Below are 18,964 nucleotides of genomic sequence, written 5' to 3' on the forward strand. Positions count from 1 at the left end.
TATTTTAATAATTCTACTGTTCTAGTTCCATAATGTCTTTTAAGCCGTCAGTGTATTTGATGTCGTTGTTTTCTAATACCCAAAATGCTTCAACTCCATCGATAGAGTCTACCAATTTTCTACCTTCTTCGTAATTCATAACGAAAACTGTTGTAGATAGAAAATCTGCAAGTCCAGAATCTTTCGTGACGATTGTTACTGATTTAAAATGATCTGCTGGATTTAGTGTATCTGGATCAATTATGTGATGGTATTTTTTGTTGTTGTAAACGTAAAATCTTTGATAATCACCACTTGTAACCATAGATGTTGTTTCTGGTATTTTCAAGATTGCGACGTATTGTTTGTCTGGCTCTTCATTCAAATTAGGATTTTGGATTGCGACTACCCAGCTGTCTTTTCCTTTAATAATTGGTTTTCCAATTGTTCTGACATTTCCACCTGCTGAAATAATTCCCGATTTTAGTCCACGTTTTTCTACTTCTTGGGCTATTTTTTCTGTGGCGTATCCTTTTGCAGTAGCTCCCAAGTCTAGTATTGAATCTTTATCTTTCAAGAAAACTGTGCTGTTTTGCTCATCCAAAACGATGTTGTCGATACTTGTGTGAAGATTCTTTTCTTTCAAAACATCTGCTGAAGGAATTTCGATTTTTTTCTTTTCAATAGCATTGTCTCTGTACTCTTTCCACAAATCAGTTACAGAACCAAATGCGATGTTTGTTTTCTTATTGTATTTGGAATAATCTTCTACTGACCATTTGATTAAATCAAACAAATCCTTGTCGACTTTTACAGGTTTAACTCCTGCGTTATCGTTGATTGTCTTCGCATTATCCACGCCATCAAAATTTTCGTAAGTGCTGTATAGTTTGTGAAGTCTATCAAATTCATCGTTGATAAACTTGGAATACTCATTGAATTCTTTTTCAGATTTTGTATACAAACTATATCTTATTACTGTGTCAAATTTGTCATAAAGTGTGGCTTCGTGTTTCTCAAAATCTTTAGATGAAGATTCAGCATTTTCATTTACTTGTGGTGCTGGATCTTTTGGAACTGGTTTATTTTCACCTTTTTCTTGAGAACAGCCAACTAACATTGTTAATGTTAAAAATACTAATATAAATTTTTTCATATAATCACCACATACATTATATCAAATTTTGGAAAATAATTTGACATCTTTGACTTATTTTAACATTATATGCTTCAAAAATTCCTGTTTTATAGTATAATGGTAGTGATAATTTTTTAGGAGATGAATAATGAAGAAAGCTATTATACTTTCTGCCGGAGAAGGCACTAGAATGAAATCTCACAACTCAAAAGTTTTGCACAAACTTTTGAACAAGACTATGATTGATTATGTCATGGATGCTTGTGATTTTGTGGATCAGAAAATAGTAGTCGGCGGAAATAATTACGATATTTTAAGAGAAAACTTAGATGAAAGTATTCATCTAGTAAAACAAAATATAGGAGAGCAATATCCATATGGAACAGGATATGCCGTTAAAATGTGTTTAAATGAAATAAATGACGGCGATAAAGTTATTATTTTAACGGGAGATACTCCATTAATAAAGCAAGACACGTTGAAGAAGTTTTTTGATTTCCATGAACAACAAAATTCCGTTGCAACAGTTCTTACAAGTGAAATCGACGATCCATTTGGATATGGAAGAATTGTAAAGGACGAAAAGGGTAATTTGCTCAAAATCGTTGAGCAGAAAGACTGCAATGATGAGCAATTATTAATAAAAGAATTCAACAGCGGCATGATGATTGTGAACGGCGATGTGTTGAAGATGTCGATTGAAAAAATCGGTACAGATAATTCAAAAGGCGAGATGTATTTGACAGATATTTTCGAAATCATCAGAAATGACGGCAAAATTATCAAAACATTTAAACATTCTAATGTAAACGAAACTTATGGAATAAATACAAAAGCCCAATTGTATTTCTGTGAAGAAATTTTGAAACAAAGAGTCAACCAAAAATACATGGAAGATGGGGTTGTTATTTCTAATTCGGATTCTGTAATCATAGAACCATCTGTAAAAATCGGAAGGGACACTGTGATTATTGGACCTTGCAGGATTTACGGAAACACAGAAATAGGCAGTGATTGTTTGATTAAGGGCGATTGCGAAATCGTGGATTCTAAAATTGATGACAACGTGGTTATTAAATCATCATACATCGAAAATTCTGTCGTAGGAAAAAACACGGACATCGGACCTTTTGCTCATTTGAGACCAAACAGCGTTTTGAAAGAAAATGTTCATATTGGAAACTTTGTTGAAATCAAAAACTCAACTGTTGGCAATAAAACGAAAGCAGGTCACTTGGCTTATGTTGGAGATAGTGATTTGAAGGAAAATATCAACATCGGTTGTGGAGTAATTTTCGTGAATTACGATGGCAAGAACAAGCACAGATCTGTGGTTGAAGACAATGTGTTTGTCGGTTCTAATTCAAATGTGATTGCTCCTGTGACTTTGAAAAAAGACAGCTTCATTGCTTGTGGTACTACAATTACTGAGGATGTTGAAGAAGGCGCACTTTCAATTGGAAGAAGCCGCCAAGAAAACAAAAAAGATTGGGTTTATAAGAAAAAAAGATAGAAATGGAATGATTATATGTATTTAATCGCAGGACTGGGTAATCCAGGAAGTAAGTACGAATACACAAGACACAACGCCGGATTTATGGTTATAGATGATTTGGCAAAAAAATTGAATATTAAGGTGAACAAATTAAAATTCAAATCGTTGATTGGTGAGGGATTTATTGGAAACGAAAAAGTGATTTTGATGAAACCTTCAACGTATATGAATGATTCTGGAAAAGCTATATTAGATTGTTTTAATTATTATAATTTGTCAGCAGAAAATCTTATTGTTATTTGCGATGATATTGATATTCCTTTCGGAACTATTAGGATAAAAAAGAAAGGCTCCGCAGGAACTCACAATGGGTTAAAATCCATCATATATCTAATTCAATCTCAAGATTTTGCAAGAATCAAGGTATCTGTCGGTCAAAATGACAACAATTATGATTTGAAGGATTTTGTGTTGTCACAATTTAGCAAGAAGGAATTCGAAGTTTTAGAAAAAGAAATTGACATGTCAAGTGATGCGGCTATCAAAATAGTAGAAGAAAATGTCGATTACGCTATGAATAACTTCAATGGGAAAAGCGTGATATGAATTTTCTAACTAAAATTTACGAAGATAACACAGAATTCCAGGGATATTTAAATTCTTTATCATCCGATAATTCGTCTATTTACATTCACGGTGTCATTAAGGAAGCTTTTGCAAGTTTTGTGTATGCAACATCCAAAAATATAGACCAACCTCTTGTGGTAGTTGTAGAAGACAATATGAGAGCAAGAAATTTGACGGAATATTTGAATGATATTGAAGATAATATTTGTGAATTTTTCCCAAGCAGAGAACTTAACTTGTACAATGCAAGATCACTGGACGATAATGCAGAAGATCAAAGAGTAAATGTGCTGTTCAAATTATTAAACAACGAAAAATTCATCATAGTTACTACATTTGATGCTTTAACGAAGAAAATCACCAAAAAATCTGTTGCAAAAAAATACGCATTTACAATTAAAGATACTGATTTGATAAATTTGGAAGAACTTCAAGAAAAGTTGAAGGTGTTGAAGTACGAAAGAGTAGACACCATAGAATCCAAGGGACAATTTGCCATAAGAGGTGGAATTGTAGATATTTTTCCAGTACACAGCAGATTTCCTGTGAGAATTGAATTGTTCGATGACGAGATAGATTCTATGAGGTTTTTTGAAGTATCCACTCAAAGATCAATTGAAGATTGCAAGTTCATCGACATCATTAGTTGCAGCGAATTAATTATTGAAGAATCAAAGAAAGAATCCATTATTAATTCTATTCAGAAAAATCTGGATAAAAGAGTTAATCATCCGATTTTTGGAGAAAATATAGACAATGTCAAGGACAAATTCGAAAAGTTGATGGAATACATCAGGAGTGATTTGGAATACGAAATCGACTTGGTATCATGTTTTCTTACAAAAAAAGATTATGATACTGTGTTTGATTATTTTTTAGATGACAGCATAATGCTGATTGAAGATTTGTCCAGATGTTATGATATTTACAAGGAAAAAGAAAAGAGATTTTTGGAAGATTTCGTGTATTTGGTTGAAAAAGGGGAAGTTTTATCCAAGCACGAACAATCACTTATTCCAATTTCCGATATTTTGAAATTGATAAAATCAAAAAAATCTGTCAACATTACAAGTTTGGTCAAAAGAACTAGACTTATCGAATCAAATGCGATGTATCAGTTTAAAACATTGGAAGCGCCAAACTTTAACAAGAATATCGACAGTTTGGTTGATAATATCAAATCCAACAGTTTAAGAGGATTCAAGCAAATCGTGTTTGCGGCAAATGTCGAACGAAAAAATATGCTCAAGGATTTGTTCTTAACTAATGGAATTCCAACTCTTGAAGCTGAAGATTATAATGCAAATATCAAATCGTCACAGGTTTTGATTACTCAGAATAATTTGCCAAATGGTTTTGAAATAAAAGATCCTAAGTATTTGATAATTACTTATAAGGAAATTTTCGGACGCGAAAAGCAAATCAGAAAACGTAAGAAGAAAAAAAGTACCGGTCAAGATATTGTCAATTATTCTGATTTGAATATCGATGATTATGTGGTACACGAAAATCACGGGATTGGTCAGTACAAGGGAATTGAAAAAATAGATGTAAATGGAATACAAAAAGATTACATTGTAATTCAATATAAAGCAAATGACAGGCTGATGATTCCAACGGATCAGATGAATTTGGTCCAAAAATACATCGGCGGTGGCAACATCAAAAAGCCTTCATTAAATAAATTAAGTGGAAATGATTGGGCAAAGGCAAAACAAAAAGCTAAGAAATCAGTCGATGAAATGGCAGATGATTTGGTTGAATTATATTCAAAAAGAGCCAAGTTAAAAGGATATCAGTTTTCTCAAGATACTGAATGGCAAAGAGAGTTTGAAGATTCATTCCCTTATGAAGAAACAGATTCTCAAGTAAGATCTATTGAAGAAATCAAAACCGATATGGAATCTGACAGACCAATGGATAGGTTATTGTGTGGTGATGTTGGTTACGGAAAAACAGAAGTTGCAATCAGAGCTTGTTTTAAAGCTATAATGGACGGTAAACAAGTTGCATTCTTAGTTCCAACGACAATTCTCGCACAACAACATTTCAATACAATTAAAGAACGATTCAGAGATTATCCTATCAGAGTTGAGATGATGAGCAGATTCGTCTCTCCAGCACGTCAAAAACAAATAATGAAGGATGTGCAAAGAGGTCTTGTAGATTTATTGGTGGGGACTCATAGAATTTTGTCGAAAAATTTGAAGTTCAAAGATTTGGGATTATTAGTAATTGATGAAGAGCAAAGATTTGGTGTGAGACACAAAGAAAAATTAAAATCTATGAGAGAAAATGTAGATGTACTTACATTGTCAGCAACTCCAATTCCTAGAACTTTACAGATGGGTTTGACGGGAATTAGGGATATGAGTTTATTGGAAGAACCACCAGAAGACAGAACTCCGATATCAACTTATGTTACAGAGTACAATCCTAGTTTGATAAGAGATGCAATAATCAGAGAATTAGACCGCGGTGGACAGATATATTTTGTGTATAATAGAATAGAAGATATTGATCAGATGGAATTTAAATTGAAAGAATTGGTTCCTGAATTAAACATAGCGATAGCTCATGGTAGAATGAATGAAAAAGAGCTAGAAAATGTAATGCTAGACTTCCAAGATGGAATTTATGATTTACTATTGTGCACAACTATTATAGAAACAGGTCTTGATATACAAAATGTCAACACAATGATAATTTATAATGCAGATAAGATGGGCTTGTCGCAATTGTATCAATTAAAGGGACGTATTGGTCGATCCGATAGAACTTCGTTTGCTTATTTCACATATGAAGGGCAAAAATCATTGACCGAAATTTCCGAAAAACGACTTATGGCAATAAAAGACTTTACAGAATTTGGATCTGGTTTTAAAATCGCAATGAGGGATTTGGAACTCAGAGGAGCTGGAAATCTTTTGGGAGAAAGCCAACATGGTCACATCGCAAAAATCGGTTATGATTTGTATGTGAAGCTTTTGGAACAAGCAGTCAGAGAAGCCAAGGGCGAGACTATTTCTGAAAATAAGAATACAGTCACAATCGAAATCAAAGTCAACGGATACATTCCTGAAGATTATATTTCTGAGAATGAAACAAAGATTGATATCTACAAAAAAATCGCATCTATTCAAGATGAAGATGATTATTCTGAAATAATTGATGAATTAATCGACAGGTTTGGAGATGTTCCTAAGCCTATCGTTAATATTATGGATGTATCCATAATAAAAGCTTTCTGTGCTAAATTATCCATTGAAAGTATAAAAGAAATAAAGGGAGAACTTTTCTTGCAATTTTCTTCTCCTGACAAAATTTCATTAGAAAAATTAAAATACTTGACAGAAAATTACAAGAAAGAAATGAGATTTGATTTGTCAGAAAAACCTAAAATTATTTTGGGATTTGAAGACAAAAATTTGAGAGATCCTATCGAAGTATTATCGATACTTTTGAAGGATAATGAGAAATAATTGGAGGAAAAATGAAGAAATTTTTAGCAATTGTATTAGCTGTGATGATGGTAATGGTAACAGGATGTTCTAAAAAACCAGACGGAGCAGTGGCAAAGATTGGCAAAGAATACATCTACCAAAAAGATGTGGATAAGGTAATGGAAGATTACAAACAATATTATGGACAAGATATTTTTAATCCTAATACAGAACAAGGTAAGGAAGCTTTGAAGCAAATCCAACCTAAAATCATTGATATGTTAATTAACGAAAAAATCGCAAACAAATTAATGAAGGATAAAAAAATTGAAGTGTCTGATAAGGAAGTTCAAGCAGAAGTTGACAAGCTTCAAAAACAATTAGGTGGAGCAGACAAGTTCAAAGAACAACTTAAAAAAGAAAATATGACAGAACAAGCTTTGAAAGAACAAATCGAAAAACAATTGAAAAACAAAAAACTTTCTCAACAATTTGAAAAAGACTTCAAACCATCTGACAAAGAAATCAAAGACGAATTCGACAAAAACTTAGACACTTATACTCAATATAATGCAGATCACATTCTTTTCTCTGGTAAGGATGACAAGGGTAAAAACTTGGACGACGCTAAGCTAAAAGCAAAATCAGAATTAGCAAACAAAACTTACGAAGAAGTAAAAGATGGTAAGAACTTCAATGAAGTTGCCAAAGCAAAATCAGAAGACCCATCAGCTAAGCAAAATTCTGGTAAATTAGGTGATTTCTTATCATCTACAATGGTAAAAGAATTTTCTGATGCATTGAAGAAAATGAAACCAGGTGAAGTTTCAAAACCTGTTAAGACAGAATTTGGATATCACATCATTAAACTTAACAGTAAAGTTACTGAATTAGATAAGATGACTGATGCAAATAAACAAAACGTTAAGACAGCAATTTCCAACAAAATTATCCAAGAAAAAGTTCAAAAAGAATTTGAAAAACAAAAAAAGGATATGGGCGTAAAAATTTACTAATTTTTAATAAAAAAACGCTGTTTTTCCAGTCAAAACACTTGAAATAAAAAAAATATTACTGTATACTGTATTTAAAATAGGTTTTAACTATTTTGAAAATTTAAGGAGGAAAAGATGAATAAATCTGAATTATTAACTAGTATAGCTAAAAAAAGTGAGCTATCAAAAGTAGAAAGCGAAAGAGCTTTAAACGCATTCATTAAAACTGTTGAAGAAACATTAGCAAAAGGTGAAAAAGTACAATTAGTAGGATTTGGTACATTTGAATCAAGAGAAAGAAAAGCTCGTGAAGGAAGAAACCCAAGAAATCCTGAAGAAAAAATTCAAATTCCTGCATCAAATGCGCCTGTATTTAAAGCTGGTAAATCTTTAAAAGAAGCAGTTAACCAAAAAAAGAGTAAATAGTTTATAAATCAGGCCTATGGCCTGATTTTTTTATTTATTAAATTTTTAATTATCAAAGAAAGATTGATTATGATTTACGATTTTTATATTAACAAAGACATAAAGGATAGATTTAGAATTTTATCGGATGATGAGCTTATTTATTCTGGATACAAGGAAGGAAATAGTACCTCGTTTTTTGATGCGTTCATTGGGTCAAGCTTTGACAAGGGCTCAAATTTTGTGTTTTACGATGAAAACCAAGATGTCGTGATGAAGGTTGAGCGTATTTTTTATGATAATAACAAAAAATACGTAATAAATTCCAAGAATGTCAATTTTACATTAGAGTCTGACATGTCTAACAATATTAAATACGACAACGACAAAGTAATTGATATTTCTGATTTTAAACATATCAATGTACTAGATTTTGGCAATATAGAATTAAACAAGAAAGGTTTCAGCATCTACGAAAAGTTTACATTGGATGTAAAGGATGAAAAATACACATTCGTTGTCATAGCTGTGGCTTTGTTTATATGGGATGTATATATTAAAGAAAGATTAGGATTTATAAAATAATGAGTAAAACGGATTTTTTTGTAAAAAATTTTGGTAGCAGAAGTGATGCTAAGAAGAAAATCATTTCTATTTTGTTGGCTAACTTATTGGCTGCCGTTGCAATTGACTTTTTCTTCAGTCAAAAGAACTTTCTAAGTGGTGGTTCTACTGGTATTGGATTGTTGGTTCAATATATGACTGGGATTCCTACAGGAGTTACAGTGTTCTTGCTTAATATTCCAATTATGATTATTGGATACAAGTATTTAACTAGACAATTTGTAAATTACGCAGCGATTTCTACCATTGTGTTGTCAGTGTATTTGACATTGTTTCACTATCTTCCAAATCCATTTATCTTAAAGGATGATATGCTTGTAGCTGTGGTTGGTGGAGCGATAAATGGCACGTCGATGGGTACGCTTTTTAGATTTGGTACATGCAGTGGTGGTTTGGATATCATAGCTGCTATTATGAAAAACGAAAAAGATATTTCAATAGGAAATGTACTCATGGCTTGTAATGCAGTAATCATAGCTATAGGTAGTGCATTGTATGGTATTGATAAAGGATTTTATACTATTATTTCGATGTTTGTAGCTTACAGAGTTTTGGATAAAATCGAATTGGGAATAGGTGAAACTAAACAAGTTTTCGTTATAACTTCGAAAAACGAAGAAGTTGCAAATATTATTATGCAAGATATGAATCGTGGTGTCACTTTCTTACACGGAGAAGGTGCTTATTTGAATAACGAACAAGATATAATATTCTGCGTTTTAAAGAGAGCACAAGTTGCTTATTTGAAGAAGAAATTGAAAAAGATTGACCCTCGTGCATTTATTACGGTAAATGACGCATACGAAGTATTGGGTAAAGGATTTGAAAGAGAAGAATATTAAGGAGTGGTATTATCAAAAACTTATTAATAGCACAATCAGGTGGACCGACATGTGCCATCAATGCAACATTGGCTGGTTGTTATAAAAAAGCAATTGAGCTAGGATTTGACAATGTGTACGGAGCCTTATACGGTGTGCAAGGATTGCTAGATTCTAAAATCATAGATATGAAAGCACAAATCAAAACAGATGAAGATTTGAACAGATTAAAAATCACTCCAGCAAGTGCATTGGGTTCTTGCAGATACAAAGTAGATAGCGAAGAAAAACTTGCAAAAATCGTGGAAATTTTGAAATCATTTGACATTAATTATTTTATCTACATTGGTGGTAATGACTCAATGGACACAGTGTATCAATTATCCAAATACATCGAAAAAATTGGAGAAGATATTCATGTAATGGGCTCTCCGAAAACAATCGACAATGATTTATTCGGAACTGACCATACACCAGGATTTGGTTCTGCAGCGAAGTTTGTAGCAAATTCTGTCTATGAAATAGCTAAAGATGTCGAAATTTACGACTACAGAACTATAACTATTGTTGAAATCATGGGACGATACGCTGGATGGTTAACAGCAGCAGGAGCAATCTCCAAAAAACTTTGTAACCTTGGAGCAGATCTTGTGTATATAAGTGAAGATACATTTGAATTTGATAACCTAGTCAAAGAAATCAATGAGAACTTCAAAAGGACTGATAATATTTTGATTTTAGTAAGTGAAGGTATTAAAGATTCTTCAAATAACTTCATATCCAAAACATCTGGAAAGAAAGACAAGTTCGGCCATGCACAATTGCAAGGACCATCTCACATAATCAGAGATAAATTAAAAGAAATTTACGATATGCCGATTAGAAGTATCGAACTCAACATACTTCAAAGATGTGACATGTCATTTGCATCCAAGACAGACATTGAAGAATCATTTGAAGTTGGAGAATTTTCTGTAGAATGTGTAGAAAATCATTCAGGTAAAATGGTTGGAATCAAAAGAATTTCCAACAAACCTTACAAGACAGAATTCGAACTTGTCGATATAGAAAAAGTTGCCAACAAAACCAAAATGATAATTCCAAAATACACAGACAGCCATTTTCAAATCGACGACGAATTTATGGACTACATTCTTCCTTTAATTGAAGGGGAAATCGACGTAGAATACAAAAATGGAATTGCACAATACTTTGCATTCGACAAAGAAGATATTGTGAAATTGTAAAATCAAGAGCAGAGTTGGTAATAATTCTGCTCTTTTTTAAAAAATTGTAAAAAACACTTTACAAAACAATATTATTGTGCTATCATAGAAAGGTAGTCGTGGTTCATTAGCTCAGATGGTAGAGCACCTGACTTTTAATCAGGGTGTCCCGGGTTCGAGTCCCGGATGAGCCACCAATAGCCGAGCTTTTGTAGCTCGGTTTTTTTAATTTGAGGTGAAAAATGTATTTAATTGTATCCGCATTGATATTATTATTTTTATTAATATCGATATCGTACAAAATCAACATAGTACAATACGAAATAAAATCTGAAAAGATTGACCGTGATATGGACATATTATTCTTATCGGATCTTCATTCATGCGATTATGGAATAAATCAAAAGAAATTAATGGATAAAATAAAATCCTTTGATTGTGATGTCATTTTGTTGGGTGGAGATATTGTAGATGACAAATTAAAACCCAAAAAAGCATTTGAATTACTGGAACAATTGCAACAACTGGGTAAAAAGATATACTACGTTCACGGAAATCACGAAAAAAGAATAGAAAATCTGGTAGAAATAGATGAGACAATCAGAAAATATAATGTGCAAATTCTCGATAATGGAGAAGTGTTCTTATCAAACAACATTAAACTTATCGGAGTGGACGATTCATCTGGAGAAATATTGGATGATTATGAAAACAAATTAGACGTTTTAGATGAAAAATTAAATTCAGAAAATTTTAATATATGTTTGATTCACAAACCAGATTATTATTTCAAGAAAAACCTGAAGAATTTTGATTTGATGATATCGGGGCACACTCACGGTGGACAATGGAGGATTCCTTATATCTTAAATGGAATTATATCGCCGGGACAAGGTTTGTTTCCAAAATATGCAGGGGGAATGTATAGCAACGATTATACACTTATAATATCACGAGGACTTGCTAAGGAAAAGACCGTAGTTCCAAGGATATTTAATCGACCAGAAATTAATTTAATAAAATTAACAAAAATCAACAATAGTTAAGAAAAGTATACAATGCTTGGAAAACTATTGTTTTTTTATTTTATTGTACTAAAATATAATTAAAGGTAAATCAATTATTACTTGACAACGAAAGGGGACAATATGAAATACTCAATGAAAAAGCTATTTGCAACTATGGCTGTAGTATTTGTTGTAATAGCTGGACTTAATGCTAGTCTTGTAAACAAATCAGAAACGATTTCGAGTTCAGGGATAGAAGTCGATGACGATTATAAGTACATTTCAGTATCACATGAAAATGTAGGCGGAGAAATGGAATATGAAAAATCTGGCTACAAGGGAGTACTGAAAAAATCAATACGTTCAGACTATGAAGAAGAGGGTAGGTTGTATTACAGATACTCTGGGAATTTAAAGAAACAATAAGGAGACAAAAATGTTTATTTACAAACTAAAAAAATTATACAGATATAAAATGATTCCATTTTTGATTCTGTTTTCTATAACTATGGGTATTGTCGCCTTTTTTCTACATTTTAATACAACCAACCATGCTTTTGATTTTCTTATTTCAGATCATATGTCCATTTCTAATAATATAAGTTGGGATGAGGTCGTCATCAAAAAAACTAATTGGAAGAAAATAACACCGGAAGAACCAGATAAGGAGAGCTACGAAAACCACAAAGCGTATCTAATTGAAGGGAAAAATATACTACAAAACTTGATGAAAGCTCATGGGCTTGACGAAAACTACAAGTATAACAAGTCTAGTTATAATGAAAAGGATATCATAAAGTACACTAATGAATTGGATGCTCTGAATAATAAGTACAATACAGACGAGAACATGGATAATCCTAAGGAGCTCAGGAGAGCTGTACTGAGAGGAGAAGGCTACATAAATTTCTTGAAAGAGAGAAACTCAGTAGAAGATAGATTGATTGACGAGAATGACAATCACAGTTTCAGCAAAGTGATATTTGATGAAGCTGGTGTGATTTTTGGAGCTGTGCCAATAATACTACTAGGTTTTGTGATGATTTTCGCAATGAGAGAAGATGATATAACCAGCGTAACATCGAATTCCAAAATCAAGGATGTAGCGAACGATTTTGGTATTATTATGTGTATGATTGTGATGTACATTTTCATTTCATTGTTGACAGTATTTGTGGCATCTTTAATAACTGGAAAAGGCGTGGGCGATTTATCATATCACTACGATTCTACATTTGTTATTAGGACTGTTCAAGACAGGGGTGGTTCGATACGCGAATACTCATACGTTATGAGAACGCCTTTGTCCACATTTTTTAAGAGTGTATTTCCTTTTGCGTTAATCACTATGGCGTTTGGATTTGCGTTTTCTTTTGTTGATAAACTTATACAAAACACCAAAGTAAAGTACTTTACTTTGGTTTTAATAATGAGTTTGCTATTGGTTGATTTTAACTTTTTCAATCATGCATACAATCCTCTAAGCTTGTTTAAGTCGTTTTCGATAAAACCGGTGATTGCTACAGTGGTTATGCTTTTGATAACAGCAATAGGTACGATTTTTTTGAACAGGAGAAAAGAATTCACATCTCATGATACATACAAAGAGCGAAATGTATTCAGTTTAAAAGGTTCCATGAAAAACTGTGTTCTATCATTTAATGGGTTTTTGATATTGTTTGTCGTGTGTGCTATTTTGGTTGGAAATATCTGTTTACAAAACAATTGGCATAATTTTAATTCCACTCAAATTAAAGAATATAACGATCTTAATTCTACTAAGGAAAATTGGGAATATAGGTATATTGATGAGATTAAGGCAAAATACGGCAATAGCAAAAGAGCAAATGAAATGATAGATTCTCATTCAGATGCTTTGGAATTTTGCGAAAAAGAGAACAAATACTTCGAAGCTTATGAAAATAGATACAAATCTCCTCAAAAGTTCAACAATTTGAATAAGGAAAGGGTAACTGAGTTTAATGTTGTTTTTCATAATGGTGCAGCTAGCAAAACAACTGGAATGGTGGACGTATTCAACGATTTTGCCCTTGAAGGAGCTTTCTTCAAACAAAAATACATGATAACCAATAACATCATGCCAACTGACAAATATTATATTCCAGAATTGGGAATAGATTATAATCCTTTTGATGTGGATAGTTTCAAAGGAGTTTTGCCTAAAATCAACTACTATATTACTCATGGTATATCTGAGAGAACTAATGCTTTTGCGATGCTACATGATTATTTTTATCTCAAATTTAATGTGATTTTAATAATATTTGCGTTACTTCTATTCACATCTACGATTATCAAATCGAATAAGCAGCTTGAACTAAAATCGGTACTTCCTGTAAGTCGAACAAAATCGTACAAGTCAAAAATTATAGAAAGCGTAATATATGGTATGGGTATAAACATCATGGCGGCTTTGGTATTATTCTTAGCTGGAGGTTTTATCGGTGGATTTAAAGACAGTGATTTTCCAATTATTAACTATATTGTGGACGGTGGAATTATTTACTCAAATGTTGGTCCATTTCTGGTGTATATACTAGAATCCTTTGCGATATCTGTATTATTCACAATATTTATCAGCATGTTTGTAAATTCTATGTACACTGCTACTAACAAACTATTTACGATATTAATATCCATAATTGCGTTGATAATTCCATTTACTGCAATTAAATACATGGGAATAATTGGATCATTTATTCCATTCAACTATGTGGATTCGGGATTTGTATCTACGGGATTTTTGTCGGCGTTGATAAGACAGAATTCTTACACGATGGTGATGGCTGTTGTAGTTCTTGTGATTAGTTCAATATTGTTTTATGTATTGGGTAGAGTTTCATTTGGCAGGAGGAAATAATGTTAGAAGTAGTAAATATTGAAAAAAGTTACGGAAAGAAAAAGATACTTCACGATATATCTTTTAGTATTGAAAAAGGACAAATCAAAGCTTTGGTAGGACCGAATGGCTCTGGCAAGACAACTTTGATGAATACCATGACCAATCTATTGAAAAGAGATGGCGGACAAGTATTGGTAGACGGCAAGGAGTTTAAGGATGAGAAGATTTTCAATCATATTTCTTTTTTTAAAGATGAGAAAATCCTAGACGAAAACTTGTACGGCATGGATTATCTAAACTACATCAAAAATGTGTATAAAAGAACCAAGGATGATGTGGACAAGGTAATCAAAGAAATAGGAATCGAAAGTTTCGTAAAGAGTAAAACTGGGTCGTATTCGTTGGGAATGAAAAAGAAGTTGATGCTCGCGATGGATTTCTTGCCACAAAGAGATATTATTTTGCTTGACGAACCGCTTTCGGGTCTTGATCCAACTAGCGTTATAAAGATGATGGCTCTTATAAAGAAGAAAGCAAAAGACGGACAGGGGATTCTAATATCCAGTCACTCTTTAAACGATATCGATGAAATCACCAATAATATTTTGTTCTTAAAAGACGGGAAAATTTTGGAAGAAGTTTTGGAAAATGAAAAATTCATAGAAATTATTTCAAGTGATAACGAAAAATTATCATCTGTTTTGAGATCAAAGGGTTTTAATATGGACAAAAATATGATAAGCTTAAACAACAGTAGTATTAATGATATTTTGTCTGTTATTATAGAAAATAATATTGAGATTTTGGATATCAAAAGACGTTCGAAAACTTCTCAAGAACGATACAAAGAAATTTTCGGAATTTAAAATAAAAATATGCAAAAAACTAAGAATTTGTTTGACATATCATAATGTTAATGATAGAATATACAAGGATAAATAAGAATATCTTGTATATTCTTTTTTTATGCATAAAAAAATTTCAGGAGGTGGAAAATTTGCCAACAATTAATCAATTAGTAAGACAAGGAAGAAAATCTAAAACTTACAAATCTGATTCACCAGCTTTGAGTCGTAACTTCAACAGCATCAAAAAAAGCTATACAGAAGCTAACTCACCTCAAAAAAGAGGCGTATGTACTTCAGTAAGAACTATGACTCCTAAAAAGCCTAACTCAGCACTTCGTAAGGTTGCCAGAGTTCGTTTAACTAATGGTATGGAAGTTTTATCTTACATTCCAGGTATCGGACACAACCTACAAGAACACAGTGTTGTATTAATCAGAGGTGGTAGAGTAAAGGACTTACCAGGGGTAAGATACCACATTGTCAGAGGTGCTTTGGATACTGCAGCTGTTCAAAACAGAATGCAAGGTCGTTCAAAGTACGGTGCTAAGAAACCAAAGAAATAAAACAAAAACAAAAGGTATTAGTGTGAATAAAAGATTTTAATATACATTTATAGCACAGCGATGTAATTCGAGTACCTGAGAAATACTAAATAGTAAGGAGGGAAGCGAAGTGCCAAGAAAAGGACATGTTCAAAAAAGAGAGGTAATGCCAGATCCAGTTTACGATGATAAGACAGTTACTAAGCTTATCAACAACATTATGTTAGACGGAAAAAAAGGTACTGCCCAAAAAATTGTTTATGGTGCTTTTGATATTATCAAAGAAACTACAGGAGAAGATGCTCTTGAAGTATTCTACAAAGCAATGAACAATATTATGCCTATCTTAGAAGTTAAGACTAGAAGAATAGGTGGAGCTAACTACCAAGTTCCTATCGAAGTTAGACCAGAAAGAAGACAAACTTTAGGTTTGAGATGGTTAACAACTTATACAAGAGCTCGTGGTGAAAAAACTATGGTTGAAAAGTTAGCTAAAGAAATCATGGATGCAGCTAATAACACTGGTGCATCAGTTAAGAAGAGAGAAGACGTACACAAGATGGCTGAAGCTAATAAGGCTTTTGCACATTATAGATACTAATCTATCGGAAAGTAAGTAAGGAGAAAAAATGGCTAGACAAGTTTCATTAAAAGATACAAGAAACATTGGTATAATGGCCCATATTGATGCCGGTAAAACGACAGTTACTGAACGTATTTTATACTATTCAGGTAAAATCCATAAAATTGGGGACACTCACGACGGTGCCGCTCAAATGGACTGGATGGTTCAAGAACAAGAAAGAGGTATTACAATTACTTCTGCAGCAACAACTTGTTTCTGGAAAGGTAACAGAATCAATATTATCGATACACCGGGTCACGTTGACTTCACAGTTGAAGTAGAAAGATCTCTTAGAGTTCTTGACGGTTCAGTTGCTTTATTCGATGCAAAAAGCGGTGTAGAACCACAATCAGAAACTGTTTGGAGACAAGCTGATAAATATGGCGTACCAAGAATTTGCTTCATCAATAAAATGGACGCAACAGGCGCTGATTTCTTTATGTCTGTTGACACTATTAGAGAAAGATTGAGAGCAAATGCTGTACCTATCGAAATTCCTATCGGAGCTGAAGATAAATTCGTAGGTGTAGTTGATCTTATTACAATGAAGGCTAATATCTACAAAAACGAACTAGGAACAGAATTCACTGTTGAAGATATTCCAAGTGACTTAGTAGAAGTAGCTGAACAATATAGAGCAGAATTATTAGAAAACATAGCAGAACACGATGAAGAGTTAATGGAAAAATACCTTGAAGGTGAAGAATTAACTGAAGAAGAAATCAAAAGAGCTATAAGAACTGCAACAATTGCTAATGCAATGAACCCTGTACTTTGTGGTTCTGCATATAAGAACAAAGGTGTTCAACCATTATTGGACGCTATCGTTGATTATATGCCAGCACCAATTGATGTACCTGACATCAAAGGTGTAGATCCTCAAACTGATGAACCAACTACAAGAAAATCATCAGATGAAGAACCATTTGCAGCATTAGCATTCAAAATCGCAACAGACCCATACGTTGGTAAACTTGCATTCACAAGAATTTACTCAGGAACTGTTGAATCAGGAAGCTATGTTTACAACTCAACAAAAGGTAAGAGAGAAAGAATTGGTCGTATCTTAATGATGCACGCTAACAAGCGTGAAGAAATCGAAAAAGCATACGCTGGAGACATCGTAGCTATCATCGGTTTAAAAGATACAACAACAGGGGACACTTTATGTGATATGGATAGCGAAGTTATCCTTGAAAACATGGAATTCCCAGATCCAGTAATTTCTGTAGCAATCGAACCTAAAACAAAAGCAAGTCAAGAAAAAATGGGTATCGCTCTTGCAAAACTTGCAGAAGAAGACCCAACATTTAGAACATACACAGACGAAGAAACTGGCGATACTATCATTTCTGGTATGGGTGAACTTCACCTTGAAATTATCGTTGATAGACTTTTACGTGAATTCAAAGTAGAAGCTAACATTGGTAACCCACAAGTTGCTTACAGAGAATCAATCACTCAAGCAGCTGAAGCTCAAGGAAAATACGTTAAACAATCAGGTGGTCGTGGACAATACGGTGATTGTACTCTTAGAGTTGAACCACTTGACAACCCAGAAGAATCAAATGGTATCGAATTTGTTAACGCAATTGTCGGTGGTGCTATTCCAAAAGAATACATCCCATCAGTTCAAGCAGGTGCTGAAGAAGCAGCTCAAACAGGTATCTTAGGTGGATATCCAATGCTTGACATGAAGATTACTCTTTTAGATGGTTCTTACCACGATGTCGACTCATCAGAAATGGCATATAAAATTGCCGGATCTATGGGCTTCAGAGCAGCAGTTGCTAAAGCAAAACCAATCTTATTGGAACCAGCGATGAAAGTTGAAATCACAACTCCAGATGAATATTTGGGAGATGTAATGGGAGACGTTTCATCAAGAAGAGGTAAGATTGACGGTATGAATCCTAAAAATGGTGTACACGTATTAGATGCGTTTATTCCATTGGCAGAAATGTTTGGATATGCAACAGACTTAAGATCAAAAACTCAAGGTCGTGCAACATATTCAATGCAATTCGATCATTATGAACAAGTTCCTAACTCAATTTCAGAAGAAGTTATAGGAAAAAAGAATAATAAATAGGAGGCTTATAAATGAGTAAAGCTAAATTTGAAAGAAATAAACCACACGTAAACATTGGTACAATCGGTCACGTAGACCACGGTAAAACAACATTAACAGCAGCAATCACACTTGTATTAAACAAGAGAATGGGCTCAGGAGAATTCGTAGACTACGCTAACATCGACAAAGCACCAGAAGAAAGAGAAAGAGGAATCACAATCAACACTTCTCACGTAGAATACGAAACAGAAA

At 33.1% G+C, this 18,964-nt stretch carries 17 protein-coding genes and 1 tRNA gene; 17 read left to right on the forward strand and 1 reads right to left on the reverse strand.

Annotated elements, in window-relative coordinates; genetic code table 11:
• Positions 1-13: 13 nt before the first annotated feature.
• The gene (locus tag ACU68U_RS04975; protein ID WP_446762851.1) at positions 14-1,135 is read right to left on the reverse strand and encodes an FAD:protein FMN transferase; all 1,122 of its coding nucleotides are present in this window, start codon (positions 1,133-1,135) and stop codon (positions 14-16) included.
• Between the two features lie 130 nt (positions 1,136-1,265).
• Here ACU68U_RS04975 and glmU point away from each other — a divergent pair, with 130 nt between their 5' ends.
• From glmU to ACU68U_RS05060, 17 genes are all read left to right on the forward strand, one after another.
• A complete protein-coding gene (gene glmU / locus ACU68U_RS04980) occupies positions 1,266-2,630 on the forward strand; it encodes a bifunctional UDP-N-acetylglucosamine diphosphorylase/glucosamine-1-phosphate N-acetyltransferase GlmU (RefSeq protein WP_446762852.1) in 1,365 nt (454 codons plus the stop codon).
• A gap of 15 nt (positions 2,631-2,645) precedes the next feature.
• A complete protein-coding gene (gene pth / locus ACU68U_RS04985; protein WP_446762853.1) occupies positions 2,646-3,218 on the forward strand; it encodes an aminoacyl-tRNA hydrolase in 573 nt (190 codons plus the stop codon).
• Entirely contained in the window at positions 3,215-6,721 is a 3,507-nt protein-coding gene (gene mfd, locus ACU68U_RS04990) for a transcription-repair coupling factor (protein WP_446762854.1), read from the forward strand. Before pth ends, mfd begins: the two co-directional genes overlap by 4 nt.
• Before the next feature lie 11 nt (positions 6,722-6,732).
• On the forward strand, positions 6,733-7,698 hold the full coding sequence (locus ACU68U_RS04995) for a peptidylprolyl isomerase (protein WP_002835384.1): 966 nt from the start codon (positions 6,733-6,735) through the stop codon (positions 7,696-7,698).
• 114 nt (positions 7,699-7,812) lie between these two features.
• Positions 7,813-8,103, forward strand: a complete 291-nt coding sequence (locus ACU68U_RS05000) for an HU family DNA-binding protein (RefSeq protein ID WP_110058754.1) — start codon at positions 7,813-7,815, stop codon at positions 8,101-8,103.
• A 69-nt stretch (positions 8,104-8,172) separates the two neighbouring features.
• On the forward strand, positions 8,173-8,667 hold the full coding sequence (locus ACU68U_RS05005) for a hypothetical protein (RefSeq protein WP_446762855.1): 495 nt from the start codon (positions 8,173-8,175) through the stop codon (positions 8,665-8,667).
• Positions 8,667-9,548 (forward strand): YitT family protein, encoded by an 882-nt coding sequence (locus tag ACU68U_RS05010; protein WP_110058752.1) that lies wholly within the window; start codon positions 8,667-8,669, stop codon positions 9,546-9,548. Before ACU68U_RS05005 ends, ACU68U_RS05010 begins: the two co-directional genes overlap by 1 nt.
• A gap of 26 nt (positions 9,549-9,574) precedes the next feature.
• Entirely contained in the window at positions 9,575-10,774 is a 1,200-nt protein-coding gene (locus tag ACU68U_RS05015) for a diphosphate--fructose-6-phosphate 1-phosphotransferase (RefSeq protein ID WP_446762862.1), read from the forward strand.
• Between the two features lie 100 nt (positions 10,775-10,874).
• Positions 10,875-10,950: transfer RNA gene (locus tag ACU68U_RS05020), tRNA-Lys, on the forward strand.
• 45 nt (positions 10,951-10,995) lie between these two features.
• Positions 10,996-11,799: a metallophosphoesterase gene (locus ACU68U_RS05025; RefSeq protein ID WP_446762856.1), complete on the forward strand. Its 804-nt coding sequence runs from the start codon at positions 10,996-10,998 to the stop codon at positions 11,797-11,799.
• A 102-nt stretch (positions 11,800-11,901) separates the two neighbouring features.
• The gene (locus ACU68U_RS05030; protein WP_446762857.1) at positions 11,902-12,186 is read left to right on the forward strand and encodes an isoleucyl-tRNA synthetase; all 285 of its coding nucleotides are present in this window, start codon (positions 11,902-11,904) and stop codon (positions 12,184-12,186) included.
• Positions 12,187-12,196: 10 nt separating this feature from the next.
• Positions 12,197-14,641: a hypothetical protein gene (locus tag ACU68U_RS05035; RefSeq protein WP_446762858.1), complete on the forward strand. Its 2,445-nt coding sequence runs from the start codon at positions 12,197-12,199 to the stop codon at positions 14,639-14,641.
• Positions 14,641-15,489, forward strand: a complete 849-nt coding sequence (locus ACU68U_RS05040) for an ABC transporter ATP-binding protein (protein ID WP_446762859.1) — start codon at positions 14,641-14,643, stop codon at positions 15,487-15,489. The genes ACU68U_RS05035 and ACU68U_RS05040 overlap by 1 nt, the downstream gene beginning before the upstream one ends.
• A 131-nt stretch (positions 15,490-15,620) precedes the next feature.
• Positions 15,621-16,034, forward strand: coding sequence for a 30S ribosomal protein S12 (gene rpsL / locus ACU68U_RS05045; protein WP_002835374.1), 414 nt, complete (start codon positions 15,621-15,623; stop codon positions 16,032-16,034).
• 109 nt (positions 16,035-16,143) lie between these two features.
• On the forward strand, positions 16,144-16,614 hold the full coding sequence (gene rpsG / locus ACU68U_RS05050; RefSeq protein WP_002835373.1) for a 30S ribosomal protein S7: 471 nt from the start codon (positions 16,144-16,146) through the stop codon (positions 16,612-16,614).
• A gap of 28 nt (positions 16,615-16,642) precedes the next feature.
• A complete protein-coding gene (gene fusA / locus ACU68U_RS05055) occupies positions 16,643-18,730 on the forward strand; it encodes an elongation factor G (protein WP_446762860.1) in 2,088 nt (695 codons plus the stop codon).
• 11 nt (positions 18,731-18,741) lie between these two features.
• Positions 18,742-18,964: GTP-binding protein (locus tag ACU68U_RS05060; protein ID WP_446762861.1), on the forward strand; the 223-nt coding region annotated here is incomplete at its 3' end.

This window comes from Finegoldia sp. P3-F-LR (genome assembly GCF_052932165.1).